Source organism: Kitasatospora sp. NPDC048540 (assembly GCF_040651175.1).
Classification (GTDB): Bacteria; Actinomycetota; Actinomycetes; order Streptomycetales; family Streptomycetaceae; genus Kitasatospora.
Genome location: NZ_JBEZIR010000153.1, coordinates 1 through 18566 on the forward strand (window position 1 = coordinate 1; position 18566 = coordinate 18566).

Sequence of the window (18566 nt, forward strand, 5' to 3'; positions counted from 1 at the left end):
CCCGAAAGCCGCAACCCCACCGGAATGTTGTAGGTCGACCCCGCCCCCTCGAACCGGTTCAGGAACCACAACCGCTGCTGCGCGAACGACAACGGCACCACGGCCGGACGCTCCCCTCCCCGCAGTCCGCTGCGGGCTCCCTCGGCGGCGCCGATCCGCTCGGCGAGTACGGCGACGTTCGGTGACTCGAAGACCGTCCGGATCGCCAGCTCGGCCCCGAGCTCGGCCCGGACCCGGCTGGCCAGCTTGGTGACCAGCAGCGAGTGACCGCCCAGCGCGAAGAAGTCGTCGTCGACCCCGACGCTCTCCAGCCCCAGCACCTCGGCGAACAGGTCGCACAGCGCCCGCTCCGCCGCGGAGCGCGGCTCCCGGCCTCCCGCCGAGACCCATTCGGCCTCGGGGGCCGGCAGGGCGCGGCCGTCGAGCTTGCCCTGCCCGGTCAGCGGCAGGGCGGCCAGCGGCACGAACGCCGACGGCACCATGTAGTCCGGCAGCGCCTGGGCGGCGTGCTTGCGCAGCACGTCGCCGGCCGGGACGGCGTGCCCGGGCGCGCTCACCACGTACGCCACCAGGCGGCGGTCGCCGGGGGCGTCCTCGCGGACGACGACCACGGCCTCCCGGACATCCGGGTGGGCGGCGACGGCGGCCTGGATCTCGCCGAGTTCGATCCGGTAACCGCGGATCTTCACCTGGTCGTCGGCCCGGCCGACCGACTCCAGGGTGCCGTCCGGGAGGCGGCGGGCCAGGTCGCCGGAGCGGTACAGCCGGGAGCCGGGCGCGCCGAACGGGTTGGGCACGAAGCGCTCGGCGGTCAGGCCGGGCCGGTTGAGGTAGCCGCGGGCGACGCCCCGCCCACTGACGTGGATCTCGCCGACCACACCGACCGGCACCAGCCGGCCGTGCGCGTCGAGCAGATGGACGCCGAGGTCGGGCAGCGGGTCACCGATCGGGCTGGCGAACGGCCGGGCCAGGTCGGCCTCGGTGATGCGGTGGTACGTGGTGTGCACGGTGGTCTCGGTGATGCCGTACATGTTGATCAGCGCGGGGGCGTCCAGGCCGAGCCGCTCGGCCCACGGCCGCAGCTCGCCGAACTCCAGCTTCTCGCCGCCGAACACGACGTGCTGCAACGCGAGTTCGCCGATCCGCGGGTCCCCGGCGCCGGCCAGGCCGACCAGCGAGCGGAACGCCGACGGCGTCTGGCTCAGCATGGTCACCCGCTCGGCGACCAGCAGGTCCAGGAAGTCCTCCGGCGAGCGTGCGGTGTCGAACGGCACCACCACCACCCGCCCGCCGTGCAGCAGCGCTCCCCACAGCTCCCAGACCGAGAAGTCGAAGGCGTAGGAGTGGAACAGCGACCAGACGTCGTCGGCGGAGAACCCGAACAGGTCCTCGGTCGCCGCGAACAGGCCGACCACGCTCGCGTGCGACAGCGTGACGCCCTTGGGGCGCCCGGTCGAGCCGGAGGTGTAGATGACGTAGACCGCCGCGTCCGCCGACAGCGGCACGCCCGGGTCACCCGTCGGCAGACCGGCCGGAAGCTCCTCCAGGGCCACCACCGCACCGGTGAACACCGACGCCACCAGGCCGCCGTGGGAGTGCTGCGTCACCACGCACGCGAGTTCCGCGTCGGTGGCCATGAACGCCAGCCGCTCCGCCGGGTACGCCGGGTCCAGCGGGACGTACGCCCCTCCGGCCTTGACCACCGCCAGCAGGGCGACCACCAGGTCCGGGCCGCGGTCCAGGCAGACGCCCACCAGCGACTCGGCGCCCACACCGAGCCCGCGCAGGTGCCACGCCAGTGCGTTGGCCCGGGTGTTCAGCTCCCGGTAGGTCAGCGACCCGCCCTCGAAGGAGACCGCCACCGCGTCCGGTGCCGTGGCCGCCCACCGCTCGAACACCTCGTGCAGCAGCTCCGGGGCGTGCGTCGCGGGCGCGGCGATCGGCCGGTCCACCAGCGCGAGTTCGGCCGGGTCGAGCAGCTCCACCTCGCAGACCCGGGTGTCCGGGTCGGCGACGACGGCCGCCAGCAGGCGCAGGAAGCGGCCGAGGACGGCCTCGGCGGTGCTCCGGTCGAACAGGTCGGCGGAGTACTCGATGCTGCCGTCGAGGCCGGCGCCGGCCCGGTCGGAGAAGCCGAAGGACAGGTCGAACTTGGCGCGGTCGCCGACGGCGGCGTACGGCTCCACCCGGACCCCGGGCAGTTGGAGGCCGGCCGCGGGTGCGCCGTCGTCGAAGGTGAGCATCACCTGGAACAGCGGGTGCCGGTTCATCGACCGGACCGGGTTGAGCACCTCCACCAGCCGCTCGAACGGCACGTCCTGGCGGGCGAACGCGGCGAGGTCGGTGTCCCGGACCCGGCCGACCAGCTCGCGGAAGGTCGGGGTGCCCGACACGTCGGTGCGCAGCACCAGGGTGTTGACGAAGAAGCCGACCAGCTCGTCCAGGGCGACGTCGGTGCGCCCGGCGACCGGGGTGCCGATCGGGATGTCGGTGCCGGCGCCGAGCCGGGACAGCAGGGCGGCGACGGCCGCCTGCACCACCATGAAGACGGTCGCCCCGCACTCCCGGGCGAGCGCGGCGGCGCCCGTGAACACGGCGTCGTCGAGGCGGAACTGGACCAGTCCGCCGGCGCCGTCCGGCTCGGCGGTGCGGACCCGGTCGGCCGGCAGGGCGAGTTCGGCCGGGAGGTCGGCCAGGACGGCCTTCCAGTGGTCGAGTTGGTGCGAGATGAGGCTCTGCGGGTCGGACTCCTCGCCGAGCAGCTCGCGCTGCCAGAGGGTGTAGTCCGCGTACTGGACCTCCAGCTCGCCCCAGCCGGGGGCCTCACCGGCGGCCCGGGCGGTGTACGCCCGGCCCAGGTCGCGGGCGAACGGCGCCAGCGACCAGCCGTCCGCCGCGATGTGGTGCAGCACGATCAGCAGCACCGACTCCTCGGCGCCGGTCTCGAACAGCCAGGCCCGCAACGGCAGGTCCGCCGTCACGTCGAACGGGTGGGCCGCGGCGGCGGCCAGTCCCTCCTCGCCGCGGACCACCTCCAGCAGTTCTCCGACCTCCGCCAGCGGCACCACTCGCTGGTACGGCACGCCGTCCGCGTCCGGGAACACCGTCCGCAGGCTCTCGTGCCGTCCCACCACGTCCCGCAGCGCGGCGTGGAGCGCGGTCACGTCGACCGCGCCGGTCAGCCGCAGCCCCACCGGGATGTTGTACGAGGAACCGGCGCCCTCAAGGCGGTTGAGGAACCACAACCGCTGCTGTGCGAAGGAGAGGGGGATCACGCGGTTTCCTCCGGGCGGGTCATCCGGCGCAGCTTGGGGCGGGCGGGGCCGGTCTCGGTGGGGCGGGAGCCGGCGAGGCGTTCGGCGATGGCGGCGACGGTGGGGTCGGCGAAGAACACGTCGATGGCGAGTTCGGCGTCGAGCAGCGCGCGGATCCGGCCGATCAGGCGGATCACCAGCAGGGAGTGGCCGCCGAGGTCGAGGAAGTTGTCGTCGATGGAGACCCCCTCCACGCCGAGCAGCTCGCCGAACAGCCCGGCGAGGGTCTCCTCCAGCGGGGTGCGCGGGGCGCGGCCGGTGGTGCCGGTGGCCGGGGCCACCGGCTCGGGCAGGGCGCCGCGGTCGAGCTTGCCGTTCGGGGTGAGCGGGAAGGCGTCGAGCGTGACGATCGCGGACGGCACCATGTAGTCGGGGAGTTGGGCGGCGAGGTGGTCGCGTACGGCGTCGGTGTCGAAGCCGGCGGCGGCTTGGGCGGGGACCACGTAGGCGACCAGGCGCACGTCGCCGGGCCGGTCCTCGCGGACGATCACCGCGCACCGGGTGACGGCCGGGTGGGCGCCGAGCACCACCTCGATCTCGCCGGGCTCGATCCGGTAGCCGCGCAGCTTGACCTGGGTGTCGGCGCGGCCGTGGTAGTCGACGTCGCCGTCGGGCAGTACGGTGCCGAGGTCGCCGGTGCGGTACATCCGGCTGCCGGGGCGGCCGTACGGGTCGGGCAGGAAGCGCTCGGCGGTGAGGGCGGGCAGGTCGGTGTAGCCGCGGGCGACGCCGACGCCGCCGACGTAGATCTCGCCGGGCTCGCCGGCCGGGGTGGGCCGCAGGTCCCGGTCGAGCACGTACATGGTGGTGGCGGTGATCGGGCGGCCGATCGGGACGGTCCCGGGCTGCGGGCCGGTCGCCACGAAGGCGGAGTTGGCGACGGTGATCTCGGTCGGGCCGTACTCGTTGACGAACCGGATGCCGGTGTCGCCGGCCAGGTCGAGCCAGGTGTTCACCAGCCGGCCGGGGAAGAGTTCGCCGCCGACGCTCAGCAGGCCGGCCAGGCCGGCGAGTTCGTCGCCGGAGAGCTGCTGGAGCAGCACCTCCAGGTGGGCGGGGGTGAGCTTGACGAAGCTGTACGGGCCGCCGTCGGCGAGGTGCTTGCCGAGGTCGGCGGGTGCCAGGTCGGCGGGCAGCAGGTGGACGGTCTGGCCGGCCAGCAGCGGGGTGTAGATGGCGGGCACCACCAGGTCGAAGGCGACCGAGGAGAAGACCGGGGCGCCGCCGGTGCCGCGGGAGGCGTACTCCTCGACGGTCCAGGCGAGGTAGTTGGCGAGGCCGCGGTGGGTGACCTCGACGCCCTTGGGGCGGCCGGTGGTGCCGGAGGTGTAGATGACGTAGGCGAGGGTGTCCGGGTCGATGTCGAGTCCGGGGGCGGTGGTGGGCTGTCCGGCGAGGGCGTCGCGGTCGACCAGCAGCCAGTTGGCCTGGTCGACGCCGCTGAGCCGGCCGGCCAGGGCGGGGTGGGTGATGACCACCTCGGCGTGCGATTCGCGGATCACCCGCTCCAGCCGGGCGTCGGGGAAGGCCGGGTCGAGCGGGACGTAGGCACCGCCGGCCTTCCAGACGCCGAGCAGGGCGGCGATCAGGTCGGGGCCGCGGTCCAGGACGACGGCGACCCGGGTCTCGGGGCGTACGCCGAGTGCGAGCAGCCGGTGCGCGAACTGGTTGGCGCGGTTGTTGAGCCGGGCGTAGGAGAGCTTGCCCTCGGTGGAGACCAGTGCGGTGGCGACCGGGGTGCCGGCGGCCTGGCGTTCGAACAGGCCGATGGTGGTGGCGCCGGTGCCGTCGGCGTCGGCGGCTGCGGGAGCCCGGTCGTCGGCGGCGACCTGCGCCGGGCGGATCGGCTGGGCGGCGGCGCCGGTGCGGGCGTCCCCGTCGAGGTTGTTGACCATGTCGCGCAGCACCTCTCGGTACATGTCGGCCAGCCGCTCGGCGTTGGCCCGGCTGATGGTGTGGGTGTCGGTGGAGAGCACGATGCCCCGGCCGGAGGCGATGACGTTGAGGCCGATCTCGTTGGGCGTCTCGCCGAGTCCGAGTCCGCCGTCGACGTGCTCGTCGGTGGCGTGGAAGTCGAGGTAGCTGAAGGAGATCTGGATCAGGCCGGTGCGGCCGGCGTCGCGCTGGATGGCGGGCAGCGGGTAGCGGCGGTGCGGCCAGATCTCGGCCTCCCGGTCCAGGACCTGCCGGATCAGTTCGCGCCAGGTGGCGGCGCCGCGCTCGGCGGCGAACGGCACGGTGTTGAGGTGCATGCCGTAGACGTGCTCGGCGCCGGGCACCTCGGGGCGGCCGTGGCCGACCAGGCCGGTGAAGAAGGTCCGGGCCGGGGTGAAGCCGCTCATCACCTTGGTGTGGGCGGCGAGCAGCACGCTCTTGACGGAGGCCTGGGCGGCGGTGGCGACGGCGGCGAGGCCGTCGGCCAGGTCGTCCAGCAGGATCACCTGCTGGAACGCCTCGCGCGGGGTGCCGGGGGCGTCCCGCCAGTGCGCGGGCAGGGTGACCGGGGCGTGTTCGGCGACGATCCGCTGCCAGTAGTCGCGGTCCTCGGCGGAGTCGAGCGCGGCGAGTTCGGCGGCGATGAAGTCGGCGAAGCGCACCTCGGTGCGGCCCTTGGCGGGCGGCTGTTCGCCGTCGCGCAGGCTGCGATAGCAGGCGATCAGTTCCATCACCAGGGCGTGGTGGCTCCAGCCCTCCAGGATGACGTGCGACTCGGTGACGGTCAGCCACCAGCCGTCGTCGGCGGCGTGGGCGAAGACCCGCAGCAGCGGGAGGTCGTCGGCGGCGAACAGGGCGGTCCGCTCGGTGGCGACGAAGGCCCGCAGGGCGTCCCGCTGGGCCTGCGGGTCGGCGCCGGTGAGGTCCCAGCTGCGGTAGGGGACCTCGGCGGTGCGGTGGACGATCTGCAGCGGGACGGAGTAGCGGGAGATGTCCACGGAGGTGCGCAGGATCTCGTGCCGGTCGGTCAGCAGGGCGACGGCGGCGGCGAGCGCGGTGTCGTCGAACGGCCGGTCGTCGTCGATCCGGAAGCAGGTGACGTTGTGGTAGCGGTTGCGCTCGCGGTCGGCGAGCATCTCGACCAGCATGCCGAGCTGCAGTTCGCCGAGCGGGTAGGCGTCGGTGGCGTCGGCGGGCAGGGCGGCCCGGTCGGTCTCCGTGATCAGCGCGAACGGGCGGACCGGTTCGGGCGTCGCGTCGGCGGCGGCCGGGGCGCGGGAGGCGAGCAGGGCGGCCAGGGCGGCGACGGTGGCGTGCTGGTAGACCTCGCCGGCGGTGACCTGGAAGCCGGCCGTGCGCAGGGCGCCGATCAGGGCGAGGACCCGGATCGAGTCGCCGCCGAGGTCGAAGAAGGCGTCCTCGACGCCGATGCCGTCCCGGCCGAGGACCTCGCTCCAGACGGCCGCGAGCCTGGCCTCGGTCTCGGTGCGCGGTGCGACGGCGGCGTGGGCGCCGGCCATCGCGGTGCGCTCGGGGGCGGGCAGGGCGCGCCGGTCGAGCTTGGCGGTGGAGGTGAGCGGGATGGCGGGCAGTTCGACGAAGGCCGAGGGGACCATGTACGGCGCGAGCGTGGTGGCGAGGTGGGCCCGCAGGTCGGCGCCGGTGGCCGGGTGGCCGGGTTCGGCGGTCCAGTAGGCCACCAGTTCCTTCTGGCCGGGGGTGTCCTCGCGGACGACGACCACGGTCTCCCGGACGCCCGGGTGGGCGGCGACGGCGGCCTGGATCTCGCCGAGTTCGATCCGGTAGCCGCGGATCTTCACCTGGTCGTCGGCCCGGCCGACGAACTCCAGGGTGCCGTCGGCGCGGCGGCGGGCCAGGTCGCCGGAGCGGTACAGCCGGGAGCCGGGCGCGCCGAACGGGTTGGGCACGAAACGCTCTGCGGTCAGGCCGGGCCGGTTGAGGTAGCCGCGGGCGACGCCCCGGCCGCTGACGTGGATCTCGCCGACCACCCCGACCGGCACCAGCCGGCCGTTCGGGTCCAGCAGGTGCACGCCGAGGTCGGGCAGGGGGTGGCCGGCGGGGCTGACGGCGGGGTCGGTGAGGTCGTCGGCGGTGACCCGGTGGTGGGTGACGTGGACGGTGGTCTCGGTGATGCCGTACATGTTGATCAGCGCGGGGGCGTCCGGGCCGAGCCGCTCGGTCCACGGGCGCAGTTCGCCGAGTTCGAGCTTCTCGCCGCCGAACACCACGGCGCGCAGGGCGAGTTCGGCGATCCGCGGGTCTCCGGCGCCGGCCAGGCCGACCAGCGAGCGGAACGCCGACGGCGTCTGGCTCAGCATGGTCACCCGTTCGGCGACCAGCAGGTCCAGGAAGTCCTCCGGTGAGCGCGCGGTGTCGAACGGCACCACCACCACCCGGCCGCCGAAGAGCAGGGCGCCCCACAGCTCCCAGACCGAGAAGTCGAAGGCGTAGGAGTGGAACAGCGACCAGACGTCGTCGGCGGAGAACGCGAACAGGTCCTCGGTCGCCGAGAACAGGCCGACCACGTTGCGGTGCGACAGCGTGACGCCCTTGGGGCGGCCGGTCGAGCCGGAGGTGTAGATGACGTAGACGGCGTTGTCGGGCCCGGCGAGGGGCGGCAGGTCGTGGTCGGGCAGCGCGGCCAGGCCGTGCGCCAGCTCCTGGGCGACCAGCACCGGTCCCTGGAACACCGAACCCACCAGCGCGGTGTGCCGCTCCTCGGTGACCACGCAGGCCAGTGCGGCGTCGGAGGCCATGTACGCCAGCCGGTCCGCCGGGTAGGCCGGGTCCAGCGGGACGTAGGCGCCGCCGGCCTTGAGGACGGCGAGCAGGGTGACCACCAGGTCCGCGCCGCGCTCCAGGCAGACGCCGACCAGCGACTCGGGGCCGATCCCGAGCTCGCGCAGGCGCCGGGCCAGGCGGTTCGCGCGGCGGTTCAGCTCGCCGTAGCCGAGCGGCACGCCCTGGTGGGTGACGGCCGTCTTCTCCGGCGCCAGGGCGGCCTGCCGCTCGAACACCTCGTGCACGCACAGGCCTTCGTGGCGGGCCGGGGTGGCGGCGACCGGCCGGTCGACGATCTCCAGCTCGCCGGGCGGCAGGAACGCGGCCGTGGCGTCGCCGTCGGGGTCGGCGGCCATCGCCTCGACGACGGCGCGGTAGAGGGCGCCGATCCGTTCGGTGTGGGCGCGGGTGAGGGTGTGGGTGTCGCTGGCCAGGGTGAAGCAGCCGCCGAGGGTGGTGACGGTCAGTCCGAACTCGGTGTGGCCCTCGTCGATGACGCTCTCGGCGTCGATCTGGCCGAGGTCGACCTGGTGGAAGTCCTGGTGGTTGAACATCACGTCGATCAGGCGTCCGCCGTCGCCGAGTTCGCGCTGGATGACCGGCATCGGGAAGCGGCGGCGCGGCCACATCGCGATCTCGTCGGCGAGCACCTGCTGGACCGACTCCCGCCAGGTGGCGGCGGTGCGGCGGGCCGGGAACGGCAGGGTGTTGAGGTACATGCCGTACACCCGGTCGGCGCCGACGGCCTCGGGGCGGCCGTCGCAGACCAGGCCGGTGCAGAAGGTCGCCTCCTCGGTGAGCAGGCCGAGCACCTTGAGGTGCGCCGCCACCAGGACGTTCTTCAGGGAGGCGCGGGAGCCGACGGCGAGCAGCCGCAGCTGCGGTTCCAGGTCCTGGTAGGGAACCTGGACGCGGTAGTACTCGCGCGGCTGTCCGGGGTCCGCGCCCCAGCCGGCCGGCAGCGCGAACGGCGGGTGCTCGTCGAGCACGCCCTGCCAGAAGGCGCGGTCCTCGGCGGAGGCGACGGCGTCGAGTTCGGCGGCGATGAAGTCGGCGAAGCGCACGGACGGGGTCTCGGGCACCAGCGGCGTCCGGCCGGCCCGCAGCGCGCGGAACGTCTCCAGGGTCTCCATCAGCAGGGAGTGGTAGCTCCAGCCCTCCAGGACCGGGTGGCACTCGGTGATGGAGATCCACCAGCTGTTCCCGGCGGCGAGGTGGGCGGTGACCCGGATCAGCGGCGGCACGTCGAGGTCGAACGGGTTGGCGCGCTCGGCGGCGGTGAACTCCCGGACGGCGGCCTCCTGTCCGGCCTCGTCGAGGGCGCGCAGGTCGTGGACGGCGACCTGCGGTTCGACCTCGCCGTGCACCAGCTGCAGCGGGGTGCCGTACGCGGTGAGCTCGAAGGAGGTGCGCAGCACCTCGTGGCGGGCGACCACCTGGTGCACGGCCCGGCGCAGCGCGTCCGGGTCGAAGGGCCGGTCGTCGCGGACCCGGAAGGCGGTGACGTTGTGGTACGTGTTGGTGCTGCCGCCGGTCAGGAGTTCGGCGACCATGCCGAGCTGGACCTGGGAGAGCGGGTAGGCGTCGGTGATCCCGGCGGGCAGGGCGGCGCGGACGGCCGGGTCGATCAGCTGGAAGGGTGCCACGGCCGGGGTCGGCGCGGGCGGGGCCTGCCGGTTGCCGAGGTACTGGGCGAGGGCGGCGACCGTGCGGTGCTCGAAGACGTCGCGGACGGTGACGTCGTAGTCGGCCTCGCGCAGGACGCCGACCAGGGAGACGGCGCGGATGGAGTCGCCGCCGAGGTCGAAGAAGGTGGCGTCGACGCTGACCCGCTCCAGGCCCAGCGCCTGGCACCAGACCTCGGCGATCCGCTGCTCGGTGACGGTCCGCGGCGCGGTGAAGGCCTCGTCCTGGCCGGCGCCGGAGCGCTCGGGGGCGGGCAGGGCGCGCCGGTCGGTCTTGCCGTTGCCGGTGAGCGGGAAGGCGTCGAGCCGGACGAAGGCGGCCGGGACCATGTAGCCGGGGAGGCTCTGGCCGAGCAGGGTCCGCAGGTCGGCGGCGGTGGGTCCGCCGTCGGGTTCGGCGGTCCAGTAGGCGACCAGTTCCTTGCGGCCCGGGCTGTCCTCGCGGGCGATGACGACGGCCTCGCGCACCCCCGGGTGGGCGGCGACGGCGGCCTGGATCTCGCCGAGTTCGATCCGGTAGCCGCGGATCTTCACCTGGTCGTCGGCCCGGCCGACCGACTCCAGGGAGCCGTCGGCGCGGCGGCGGGCCAGGTCGCCGGAGCGGTACAGCCGGGAGCCGGGCGCGCCGAACGGGTTGGGGACGAAGCGCTCGGCGGTGAGGTCGGGCCGGTTGAGGTAGCCGCGGGCGACTCCGGGGCCGCTGACGTGGATCTCGCCGACGACTCCGACCGGCACCAGCCGGCCGTGCTCGTCGAGCAGGTGGACACCGAGGTCGGGCAGCGGGCGGCCGATCGGGCTGACCGCGGGCGCGGCGAGGTCGGTGCCGGTGAGGCGGTGGAAGGTGGTGTGCACGGTGGTCTCTGTGATGCCGTACATGTTGATCAGCGCGGGGGTGTCCGGGCCGAGCCGGTCGGTCCACGGCCGCAGGTCGCCGATCTCCAGCTTCTCGCCGCCGAAGACCACGTGGCGCAGGGCGAGCCGGTCGATCCGCGGGTCGCCGGCGCCGGCCAGGGTGACCAGCGAGCGGAACGCGGACGGGGTCTGGCTGAGCACGGTGACGCGCTCGGCGACCAGCAGGTCGAGCAGCTCCTCGGGCGAGCGGGCGACGTCGAAGGGGACCACGGCGAGGCGGCCGCCGAACAGCAGGGCGCCCCACAGCTCCCAGACGGACACGTCGAAGGCGTAGGAGTGGAACAGTGACCAGACGTCGTCGCTGCCGAAGCCGTACAGGCCGGCGGCGGCGCTGAACAGCCGCAGCACCGCGCGGTGGGAGAGCACCACGCCCTTGGGGCGGCCGGTGGATCCGGAGGTGTAGATGACGTAGACGGCGTTGTCGGGCCCGGCGAGCGACGGCAGGTCCTCGGCGCTCTCGGCGGCCGGTTCGGCGGCGAGGTCCTCGAGGACCAGGGCCGGGCCGTCGTGCACGGAGGCGACCAGCGCGGCGTGCGCGGTCTCGGTGACCACGCAGGTCAGGGCCGCGTCGGCGGCCATGTAGGCGAGCCGGTCGGACGGGTAGGCCGGGTCGAGCGGCACGTAGGCGCCGCCGGACTTGAGGACCGCGATCAGGGTGACCACCAGGTCCGGGCCGCGTTCCAGGCAGACGCCGACCAGCGATTCGGCGCCGACGCCGAGGGCGCGCAGGCGGCGGGCCAGGCGGTTGGCGCGGCCGTTGAGCTCGCGGTAGGTGAGCGAGCCGCCGGGGTGGCTGACGGCGACCGCGTCGGGGGTGCGGGCGGCCTGCTCCTCGAAGACCTGATGGGCGCAGCGGCCGTCCCACGCGCTGGGGGCGCCGGGGATCGGCTGGTCGACCACGGCGAGTTCGGCGGCGTCGAGCAGGTCGACGGCGGACAGCGGAGCTTCGGGGTGCTCGGCGACGGCGGTGAGCAGGCGGGTCAGGTGGCCGGCCAGCCGCTGCACGGTCGGCTGGTCGAACAGGCCGGTGGCGTACTCGAACTGGCAGCCGAGGGAGCCGTCGGGGAGTTCGGCGGCCTGCAGGGCGAGGTCGAACTTGGCGACCTGCCAGGGCAGCGGGACCTGCTCGGCGCGGACGCCGCCGAGGGTGAGTTCGCCGGCCTGCCGGTCGTGCAGGGTGAACGCGGTCTGGAACAGCGGGGTGACGGACAGGTCGCGCTCGGGCTGGAGTTCGTCGACCAGGGAGGCGAACGGGGTGTCCTGGCGGTCGAAGGCGTCCAGCACCGTGGTGCGGGCCAGCGGGAGCAGGTCGGCGAAGGCCGGGTCGCCGTCCCAGCGGGTGCGCAGCACCAGGGTGTTGATGCCGTAGCCGGCCAGGTCGCGCAGCTGCGGGCGGGTGCGGCCGGAGACCACGGTGCCCACCGCGATGTCGGTGCTGCCGGTCCAGCGGGCGAGCTGGGCCTGGTAGCCGGCGAGCAGCACGGTGAACAGGGTGGTGCGGTGCTCGGCGGCCAGCGCGCGCAGCCGCTCGGCGGTCGCGGCGGGGACGGTGAAGCGGTGCGCGGCGCCCTCGGTGGAGCGGACCGCCGGGCGGAGCCGGTCGGTGGGCAGTGCGAGCGGTTCGACGCCGCTCAGCTGCTGCTTCCAGTAGGAGAGCTGCCGGACGGCGGCGGGCCGGGTGCGGAACTCCGAGCGCTGCCAGGCGGCGTAGTCGGCGTACTGCAGGCCGGGGGCGGGCAGCGGCGAGGGCAGGCCGTCGCGGAACGCGCCGTACAGCGCGGAGAGTTCGGCCATCAGCAGTTCCTGCGTGCGTTCGTCGCAGGCGATGTGGTGCAGGGTGAGGGCGAACAGGTGGTCGTCGGGCGCCAGCACGTACAGGGTGGCGCGCAGGGGTGCGTCCTGCTCCAGGTCGAAGGGCCGGGCGCTGAGCCGGCGGGCCTGCTCCTCGGCGAGGCGGGCGCGGTCGGCTGCGGGCCGGCCGGTGAGGTCGACGGTGGCCAGGACGCCCGGGGTGGCCGGTCCGATCAGCTGGACCGGCTCCTCGCCGTCCACGGCGTACCGGGTGCGCAGGATCTCGTGCCGGGCGGTCAGTTCGTCGAGCGCGGCGGCGAGTGCGTCACGGTCCAGGTCGCCGCGCAGGCGCAGCAGTTGGGGCACCAGGTACTCGACGGCGTCGGGGTCGAGGCGGTTCAGGAACCACATCTGGCGCTGGCCGAAGGAGAGCGGCAGCGGCCTGGTGCGGTCCGCCGCGGGGATGGCGGCGGGGCCGGCCGGCCGGCCGCCGGCCATCCGGCGGCGGATCAGCTCCTCGCGCAGGGCGGTGGCGTCCTGGGTGGTCTGCTGCGTGTCTCCAGCACTCATGCCGGCTGCCCCTTCGTACGGGTCGTGTCGGCCACGACGTCCTCATCGCTGAGCTGGGCGATCTCCGCCCGGATCAAGTCCTCCAGGGCGAGCGCCCACTGCTCGACCGTGGGTCCGTCGAACAGCGCCCGGACCGGGATGTCCAGGTCGAGTTCGGCCCGGGCGGCGGCGGTGACGGTCGCCGCGAGCAGGGAGTTGCCGCCGAGCGCGAAGAAGTCGTCGCGGACGCCGACCTCGGTCTCCAGCGCCTCGGCCCAGATCCCGGCGAGGCGCTCCTCGAAGGGGTTGCGCGGGGCCAGGTGCGCGGCGGGCGCGGCCGGCGCGGGGTCCACCGCCGGGGCGGCGGCGTTCCAGGCGAGCGCGGCGCGCCGCCGGTCGGCCTCGGTGCGCACGTCCAGGGTGGCCAGGGCTGCGCCCGGGTCGGCGACGGCCTTGGCGGCGAGGGCGGCCAGGCCGTCGGCGAGCGCGTCGGCGGTCTGCGGGTCGAACAGCGCGGTGGCGTACTCCAGCAGGCCGGCCAGGCCGCCGTCGTCCTGCCGGTGCATGATCAGGGCGAGGTCGGTGGGGGTGGTGCGCCAGGCGCCGCCGAACTCGGCGAGGGCACCGTCGTCCTCGGCCAGGCCGGTCAGCCCTTCGTCCTGGAGGTCGAACAGGGCCTGGTAGAGCGGGGTGCGGGACGGGTCGCGGACCGGCTGGAGGTCCTCGACCAGCTGCTCGAACGGCAGGTCCTGGTGGGCGAAGGCGGCCAGGCAGGCGGCCCGGACCCGGTCCAGAGCCGCCTCGAAGCTCAGCTCGGGGGCGAGCCGGCCGCGCAGCACCAGGGAGTTGAGGAACAGCCCGACCAGGCCCCGGGTCTCCGGCCGGACCCGGCCGGCCACCGGGGTGCCGACGGCGACGTCCCACTGGCCGCTGTGCTGGGCGAGCAGGGTCTGCCAGAGGGTCAGCAGGGTCATGAACGGCGTGGCGCCGCGGCTGCGGCCGAGCTCGGTCAGCGCCTGCGCGGTGGCGGCGGGGATGTGCACGGCACGGACCGCGCCGTGCGCCTCGCGGTGGGCGGGGCGGGGGCGGTCGGTGGGCAGCGGCAGGGTGGGCAGGCCGGCCAGCGCCTCGCGCCAGTGGGCGAGCTGGTCGTGGCGCAGCTGCTCGGTGAGCCAGTGCTCGCGCTGCCAGACGGCGAAGTCCGGGTAGCCGATCGGCAGCGGCGCCAGGTCCGGTTCGCGGCCGTCGGCGAGGGCGGCGTACAGCTCCCGCAGCTCCCGCTTGAGCAGGACCGTCGACCAGCCGTCGCAGGCGATGTGGTGGACCGTCAGCAGCAGCAGTGCGGAGCCGTCGGTGCGGCGGGCGAGCAGGGCGCGCCAGAGCGGGCCGTCGGCGAGGCCGAACCCGCGGGCGATCTCCGCGGTGACGCGGTCGACCAGCGCGGGTCCGTCGGCGTCGGTGACGGCGAGCTCGACGGCGCCGGGCTGGTCGACCTGCTGGACGGGCCGGCCGTCGGCCAGCGGGTAGCGGGTGCGCAGTGCCTCGTGCCGGGCGGCCAGCGCGGTGAGGGCGCGGCCGAGCACGGCGGGGTCGGTGTCGTCCGGGAGCCGCAGGAACAGCGGGATCACGTACTCGGCGCTGCCGGGGGCGAGCTGGTCGAGGAACCACATCCGCTGCTGGCCGGCCGACAGCGGCAGCGGCACCGAGCGGTCGACCTTGGTGATCTCGGCGCCCGCGGCCTCGGCGCGTTCCAGCAGCCGGGCCTGGTCGCGGACGGTGGAGGCGGTGAACAGGTCCGCGAGGGCGAGTTCGCGGCCGGTGGCGGCGCGCAGCCGCTGGGCGAGCCGGCCGAGCAGCAGGGAGTAGCCGCCGAGCCGGAAGAAGTCGTCGTCGGCCGCGATGTCGGGGGTGTCCAGCAGGTCGGCCCAGATCGCAGCGACGGTGCGTTCGGTGGGGGTGCGCGGCGGCACCCGCCCGCCGGTGCCGGCGGGCCGCTCGCCGGGGGCGGGCAGCGCCTTGCGGTCGAGCTTGCCGCTGGTGGTCAGCGGGAACGCGTCGAGCACGGTGAAGACGGCGGGCACCAGGTACTCGGGCAGCCGCTCGCGGCAGTGGGCGCGCAGCTCCTCGTGGCCGACCTCGCCGCGGACGGTGAGGTAGGCGGCGATCCGGCCGACACCGGCGGCGCCGGTGACGGCGAGGACGGCGGCGGCGCTCACCCGGGGGTGGGCGGCCAGCACGGTCTCGATCTCGCCGGGTTCGATCCGGACGCCGTTGACCTTGACCTGCCCGTCGAGGCGGCCGAGGTACTCGAGCGTGCCGTCGGCGCGCCAGCGGACCTGGTCGCCGGTGCGGTACAGGCGGGCGCCGGGCGGGCCGTACGGGTCGGGCACGAAGCGGTCGGCGGTCAGGTCCGGGCGGTTGACGTAGCCGCGGGCCACGCCGGCGCCGCCGACGTGCAGTTCGCCGGGGATGCCGAGCGGGGCGAGGGCGCCGTTCCCGTCCAGCACCAGCAGCCGGATGCCGGTGATCGGGCGGCCGATCAGGATCGGGCCGGTGAGCTGCTGCGGGTCGACGTGCTGGGCGGTGACGTCGATGGAGCACTCGGTGGGGCCGTAGGTGTTCCAGATCTGGACGTCGGCGCGGGCCAGCAGGCGCTGGCAGAGCTCGGCGTGCAGCGGTTCGCCGGCCGAGAAGACCAGCCGGATGGCGGTGCAGTCGGCCCAGCCGGGTTCGTCGACCAGCAGCCGCAGCACCGAGGGCACCAGCTGGAGCACGCTGATCCGCTCCCGGGCGACGGTGCGGACCATCTCGGCGGGGTCGCGTTCGACCCCGACGGGGGCCATCACCACGGTGCCGCCGCTGCTCAGCGGGCCGAAGAACTCCCAGCCGGCCGCGTCGAAGCTGAGCGAGGTCTTCTGCAGCACCCGGTCGGCGGGGCCGAGGCCGTGGGTGTGCACGGTCCAGGCGACCCGGTTGGCGATGCCGCGGTGGCTGACCGCGACGCCTTTGGGGCGCCCGGTGGAGCCGGAGGTGTGGATGACGTACGCGAGGTGGTCCGCGGTGACTCCGGTGACCGGGTCGGTGGCGGGCCGGGTGGCCAGTTCGGGGCCGGCGGTGTCGAGGGTGACCAGGTGGACGCCGTCGGCGCGGACCAGCGGGGCCAGGGCCTGCTCGGTGACCACGATGCGGGCGCCGGTGTCGCCGAGCACCCAGTCGACGCGGTCCTTGGGGTGGCCCGGGTCGAACGGGACGTACGCGGAGCCCGCCTTCCAGACCGCGAGCAGCGCCACCGCCAGGTCCGTGCCGCGGTGCAGGCAGACGCCGACCAACCGGTCGGGGCCGGCGCCGAGGTCGCGCAGGTGGTGGGCGAGCCGGTTGGCCCGCTCGTTGAGTTCGGCGTAGCTCAGCCCGTGGCCGCCGGCGGCGACCGCGGGCGCGTGCGGGGTCAGGGCCGCACGGGCCGCGACCAGCTCGTGCAGCAGCCCGCCGGGGGCCGGGTCGCCAGGTGCCCCGGCCGGCCGCGGTGGCGCGGCCTGGGCCGTGCCGTCCTGCCCGGTGCCGGGCGGCGGGATTGTCTGCACGGTCTGCCCTTCGGTGGTGGGTGGTCGGTGGGCGGGCCCGCGGCGGGGCCCGGTGGTCAGGCGTCGGCGCCCTGGTCCATCCGCTGCCGCAGGCTCAGCGGCCGCATGTCGGTCCACACCTCGGAGATCCGGGCCAGGCACTCGTCCTTGGTGCCCTGGGTGCCCTCGGTGCGCCAGCCCGCCGGGACGTCCCGGCCGACCGCCCAGACCGAGTACTGCTCCTCGTCGTTGAGGACCACGAGGTACTGCCGGCCGTCGTTCTGGTCGTCGCTCATCTGCACTCCTCTGTTCGGCTTTCGGGCATGCCGAATTCATTCACTGGAGGATTTACGGGAGTTCACCGGAACAGGAGATGACGGAAAATCACCGGCCTGCGCGGCGCAGCCGGAAATATGCCGTTCAACTACCTTCCGGTAGCCGGGTCGGGGCCGGCGGAATGCGCTCCGCGGGCTTCCTGGCGCCGTTCGGCGCTGAGGGGAAGCACGGCCCCCGTTTCGGACATCGCCATCATGGCCGGTTTGATCAATAGCGCTCAAGGGGTTGTCAGTTGCCAGAGCCTGGCAACTGACAACCCCGAGGCAACCCGGCCCGACCAGGCATGTTAGGTCATGTACTCGACAATCAACCCCGGACGGACACCCCCAGGTGACCGGCCCGGGGCGTCAATTCCCGCCACCGGAAAGGAGATCCGTGACGCACTCGCCTTGTCCGTGCTATCCCCCGGCGATAGTGTGCTGGCACCCCGGTGGCCCGCCCACCCGGACAACGCACCGCCGTCGCCCCGCAATTGTCGGCCACCGCCGGGAAAATCCCCCGGCCCGGGCCGCCGGCGACCGGCTCCGCCCCAGCGCCCGCCCGGCCGGGCATTCCGGCCCGCGCCCCGGCGCACGCCCGCGACGGCGCACGGCGGCCGCACCCAGGATCTGACGAACGGAGTATCCGTGTGACCGAGCCTCAGCTGCCCCTCACCGTCGACGGCGGCGACCACCGGCTGGTCGAGCACATCCGGCACCACCGCGAGGAGCTGCGCGAGCAGCTGCGCACCCACGGCGCCCTGCTGTTCCGCGACTTCGCGGTGGACGGCGTGGACGGCTTCGACGCGGTGGTGCGCGAGCTGTCCGGCGAGCCCCTGACGTACGCCGAACGCTCCTCGCCCCGGCAGTCCATCAAGGGCAACGTCTACACCTCGACCGAGTACCCGCCGCAGGAGGAGATCTTCGCCCACAACGAGAACTCCTACCAGGCCGTCTGGCCGCTGGTCCTCTACTTCTACTGCATCGAGCCGCCGCTCACCCTCGGCGCCACCCCGCTCTCCTCCACCCGCGCGCTGTACCGGGCGATCGACCCCGCGGTGCGCGAGGAGTTCGAGCGCCGCAGGTGGTCGGTGGTGCGCAACTACGGTGGCGGTCTCGGGCTCCCGTGGACGGAGGTGTTCAACACCGACGACCGCGAGGAGGTGGAGCGGCACTGCGCCGGCCAGGGCATCGAGACCACCTGGATCGGGTCGGACCGGCTGCGCACCAGGGCGGTGCGCGACGCCGTCCACAAGCACCCGGTCACCGGTGACCAGGTCTGGTTCAACCACGCCACGTTCTTCCACGTCAGCACGCTGCCGGAGGAGTTGAGGCTCGGACTGCAGGCCATGTGCAAGCCGGAGGACCTGCCCAGCAACACCTACTACGGCGACGGCGAGCCGATCCCGGACGACGTCCTGGACCACCTGCGGGAGTGCTACCGGGCCACCTCGGTCCGCTTCGACTACCGCCGCCACGACGTGCTGGTGATCGACAACATGCTCTCCACGCACGCCCGCGAGCCGTTCACCGGCCCGCGGAAGATCGCGGTGGCGATGGCGGAGCCGTACGGCGGCGTCTGACACCGGCGAGGGGCGGCGGCCGGACCGATCTCGCCCGTCCGCCAGCACCGCCCCGTACGGGCCCACCGAAGCCGCCACCCAGCGCGGACCGTCGAACCCCGCCGCCGCCTCCCGGGTCCTC

5 protein-coding genes are annotated in these 18566 nt (G+C 74.4%); 1 reads left to right on the forward strand and 4 read right to left on the reverse strand.

Going from position 1 to position 18566, the window contains the following annotated elements; all coding sequences use genetic code 11:
• From AB0D08_RS35945 to AB0D08_RS35960, 4 genes are all read right to left on the reverse strand, one after another.
• Positions 1-3275: amino acid adenylation domain-containing protein (locus AB0D08_RS35945; RefSeq protein ID WP_359894505.1), on the reverse strand; the 3275-nt coding region annotated here is incomplete at its 3' end.
• Positions 3272-13009 carry an amino acid adenylation domain-containing protein gene (locus AB0D08_RS35950; RefSeq protein ID WP_359894507.1) on the reverse strand — a complete coding sequence of 3246 codons (9738 nt, stop codon included), beginning with the start codon at positions 13007-13009 and terminating at the stop codon, positions 3272-3274. The genes AB0D08_RS35950 and AB0D08_RS35945, both read right to left, overlap by 4 nt.
• Positions 13006-16569, reverse strand: coding sequence for an amino acid adenylation domain-containing protein (locus AB0D08_RS35955; RefSeq protein WP_359894509.1), 3564 nt, complete (start codon positions 16567-16569; stop codon positions 13006-13008). Before AB0D08_RS35955 ends, AB0D08_RS35950 begins: the two co-directional genes overlap by 4 nt.
• 56 nt (positions 16570-16625) lie before the next feature.
• Positions 16626-16844 carry an MbtH family NRPS accessory protein gene (locus AB0D08_RS35960; protein WP_033826198.1) on the reverse strand — a complete coding sequence of 73 codons (219 nt, stop codon included), beginning with the start codon at positions 16842-16844 and terminating at the stop codon, positions 16626-16628.
• Between the two features lie 716 nt (positions 16845-17560).
• On the opposite strand from AB0D08_RS35960, the gene AB0D08_RS35965 reads away from it, so the two are divergent.
• Positions 17561-18445, forward strand: coding sequence for a TauD/TfdA family dioxygenase (locus AB0D08_RS35965; protein WP_359894512.1), 885 nt, complete (start codon positions 17561-17563; stop codon positions 18443-18445).
• Positions 18446-18566: the final 121 nt, after the last annotated feature.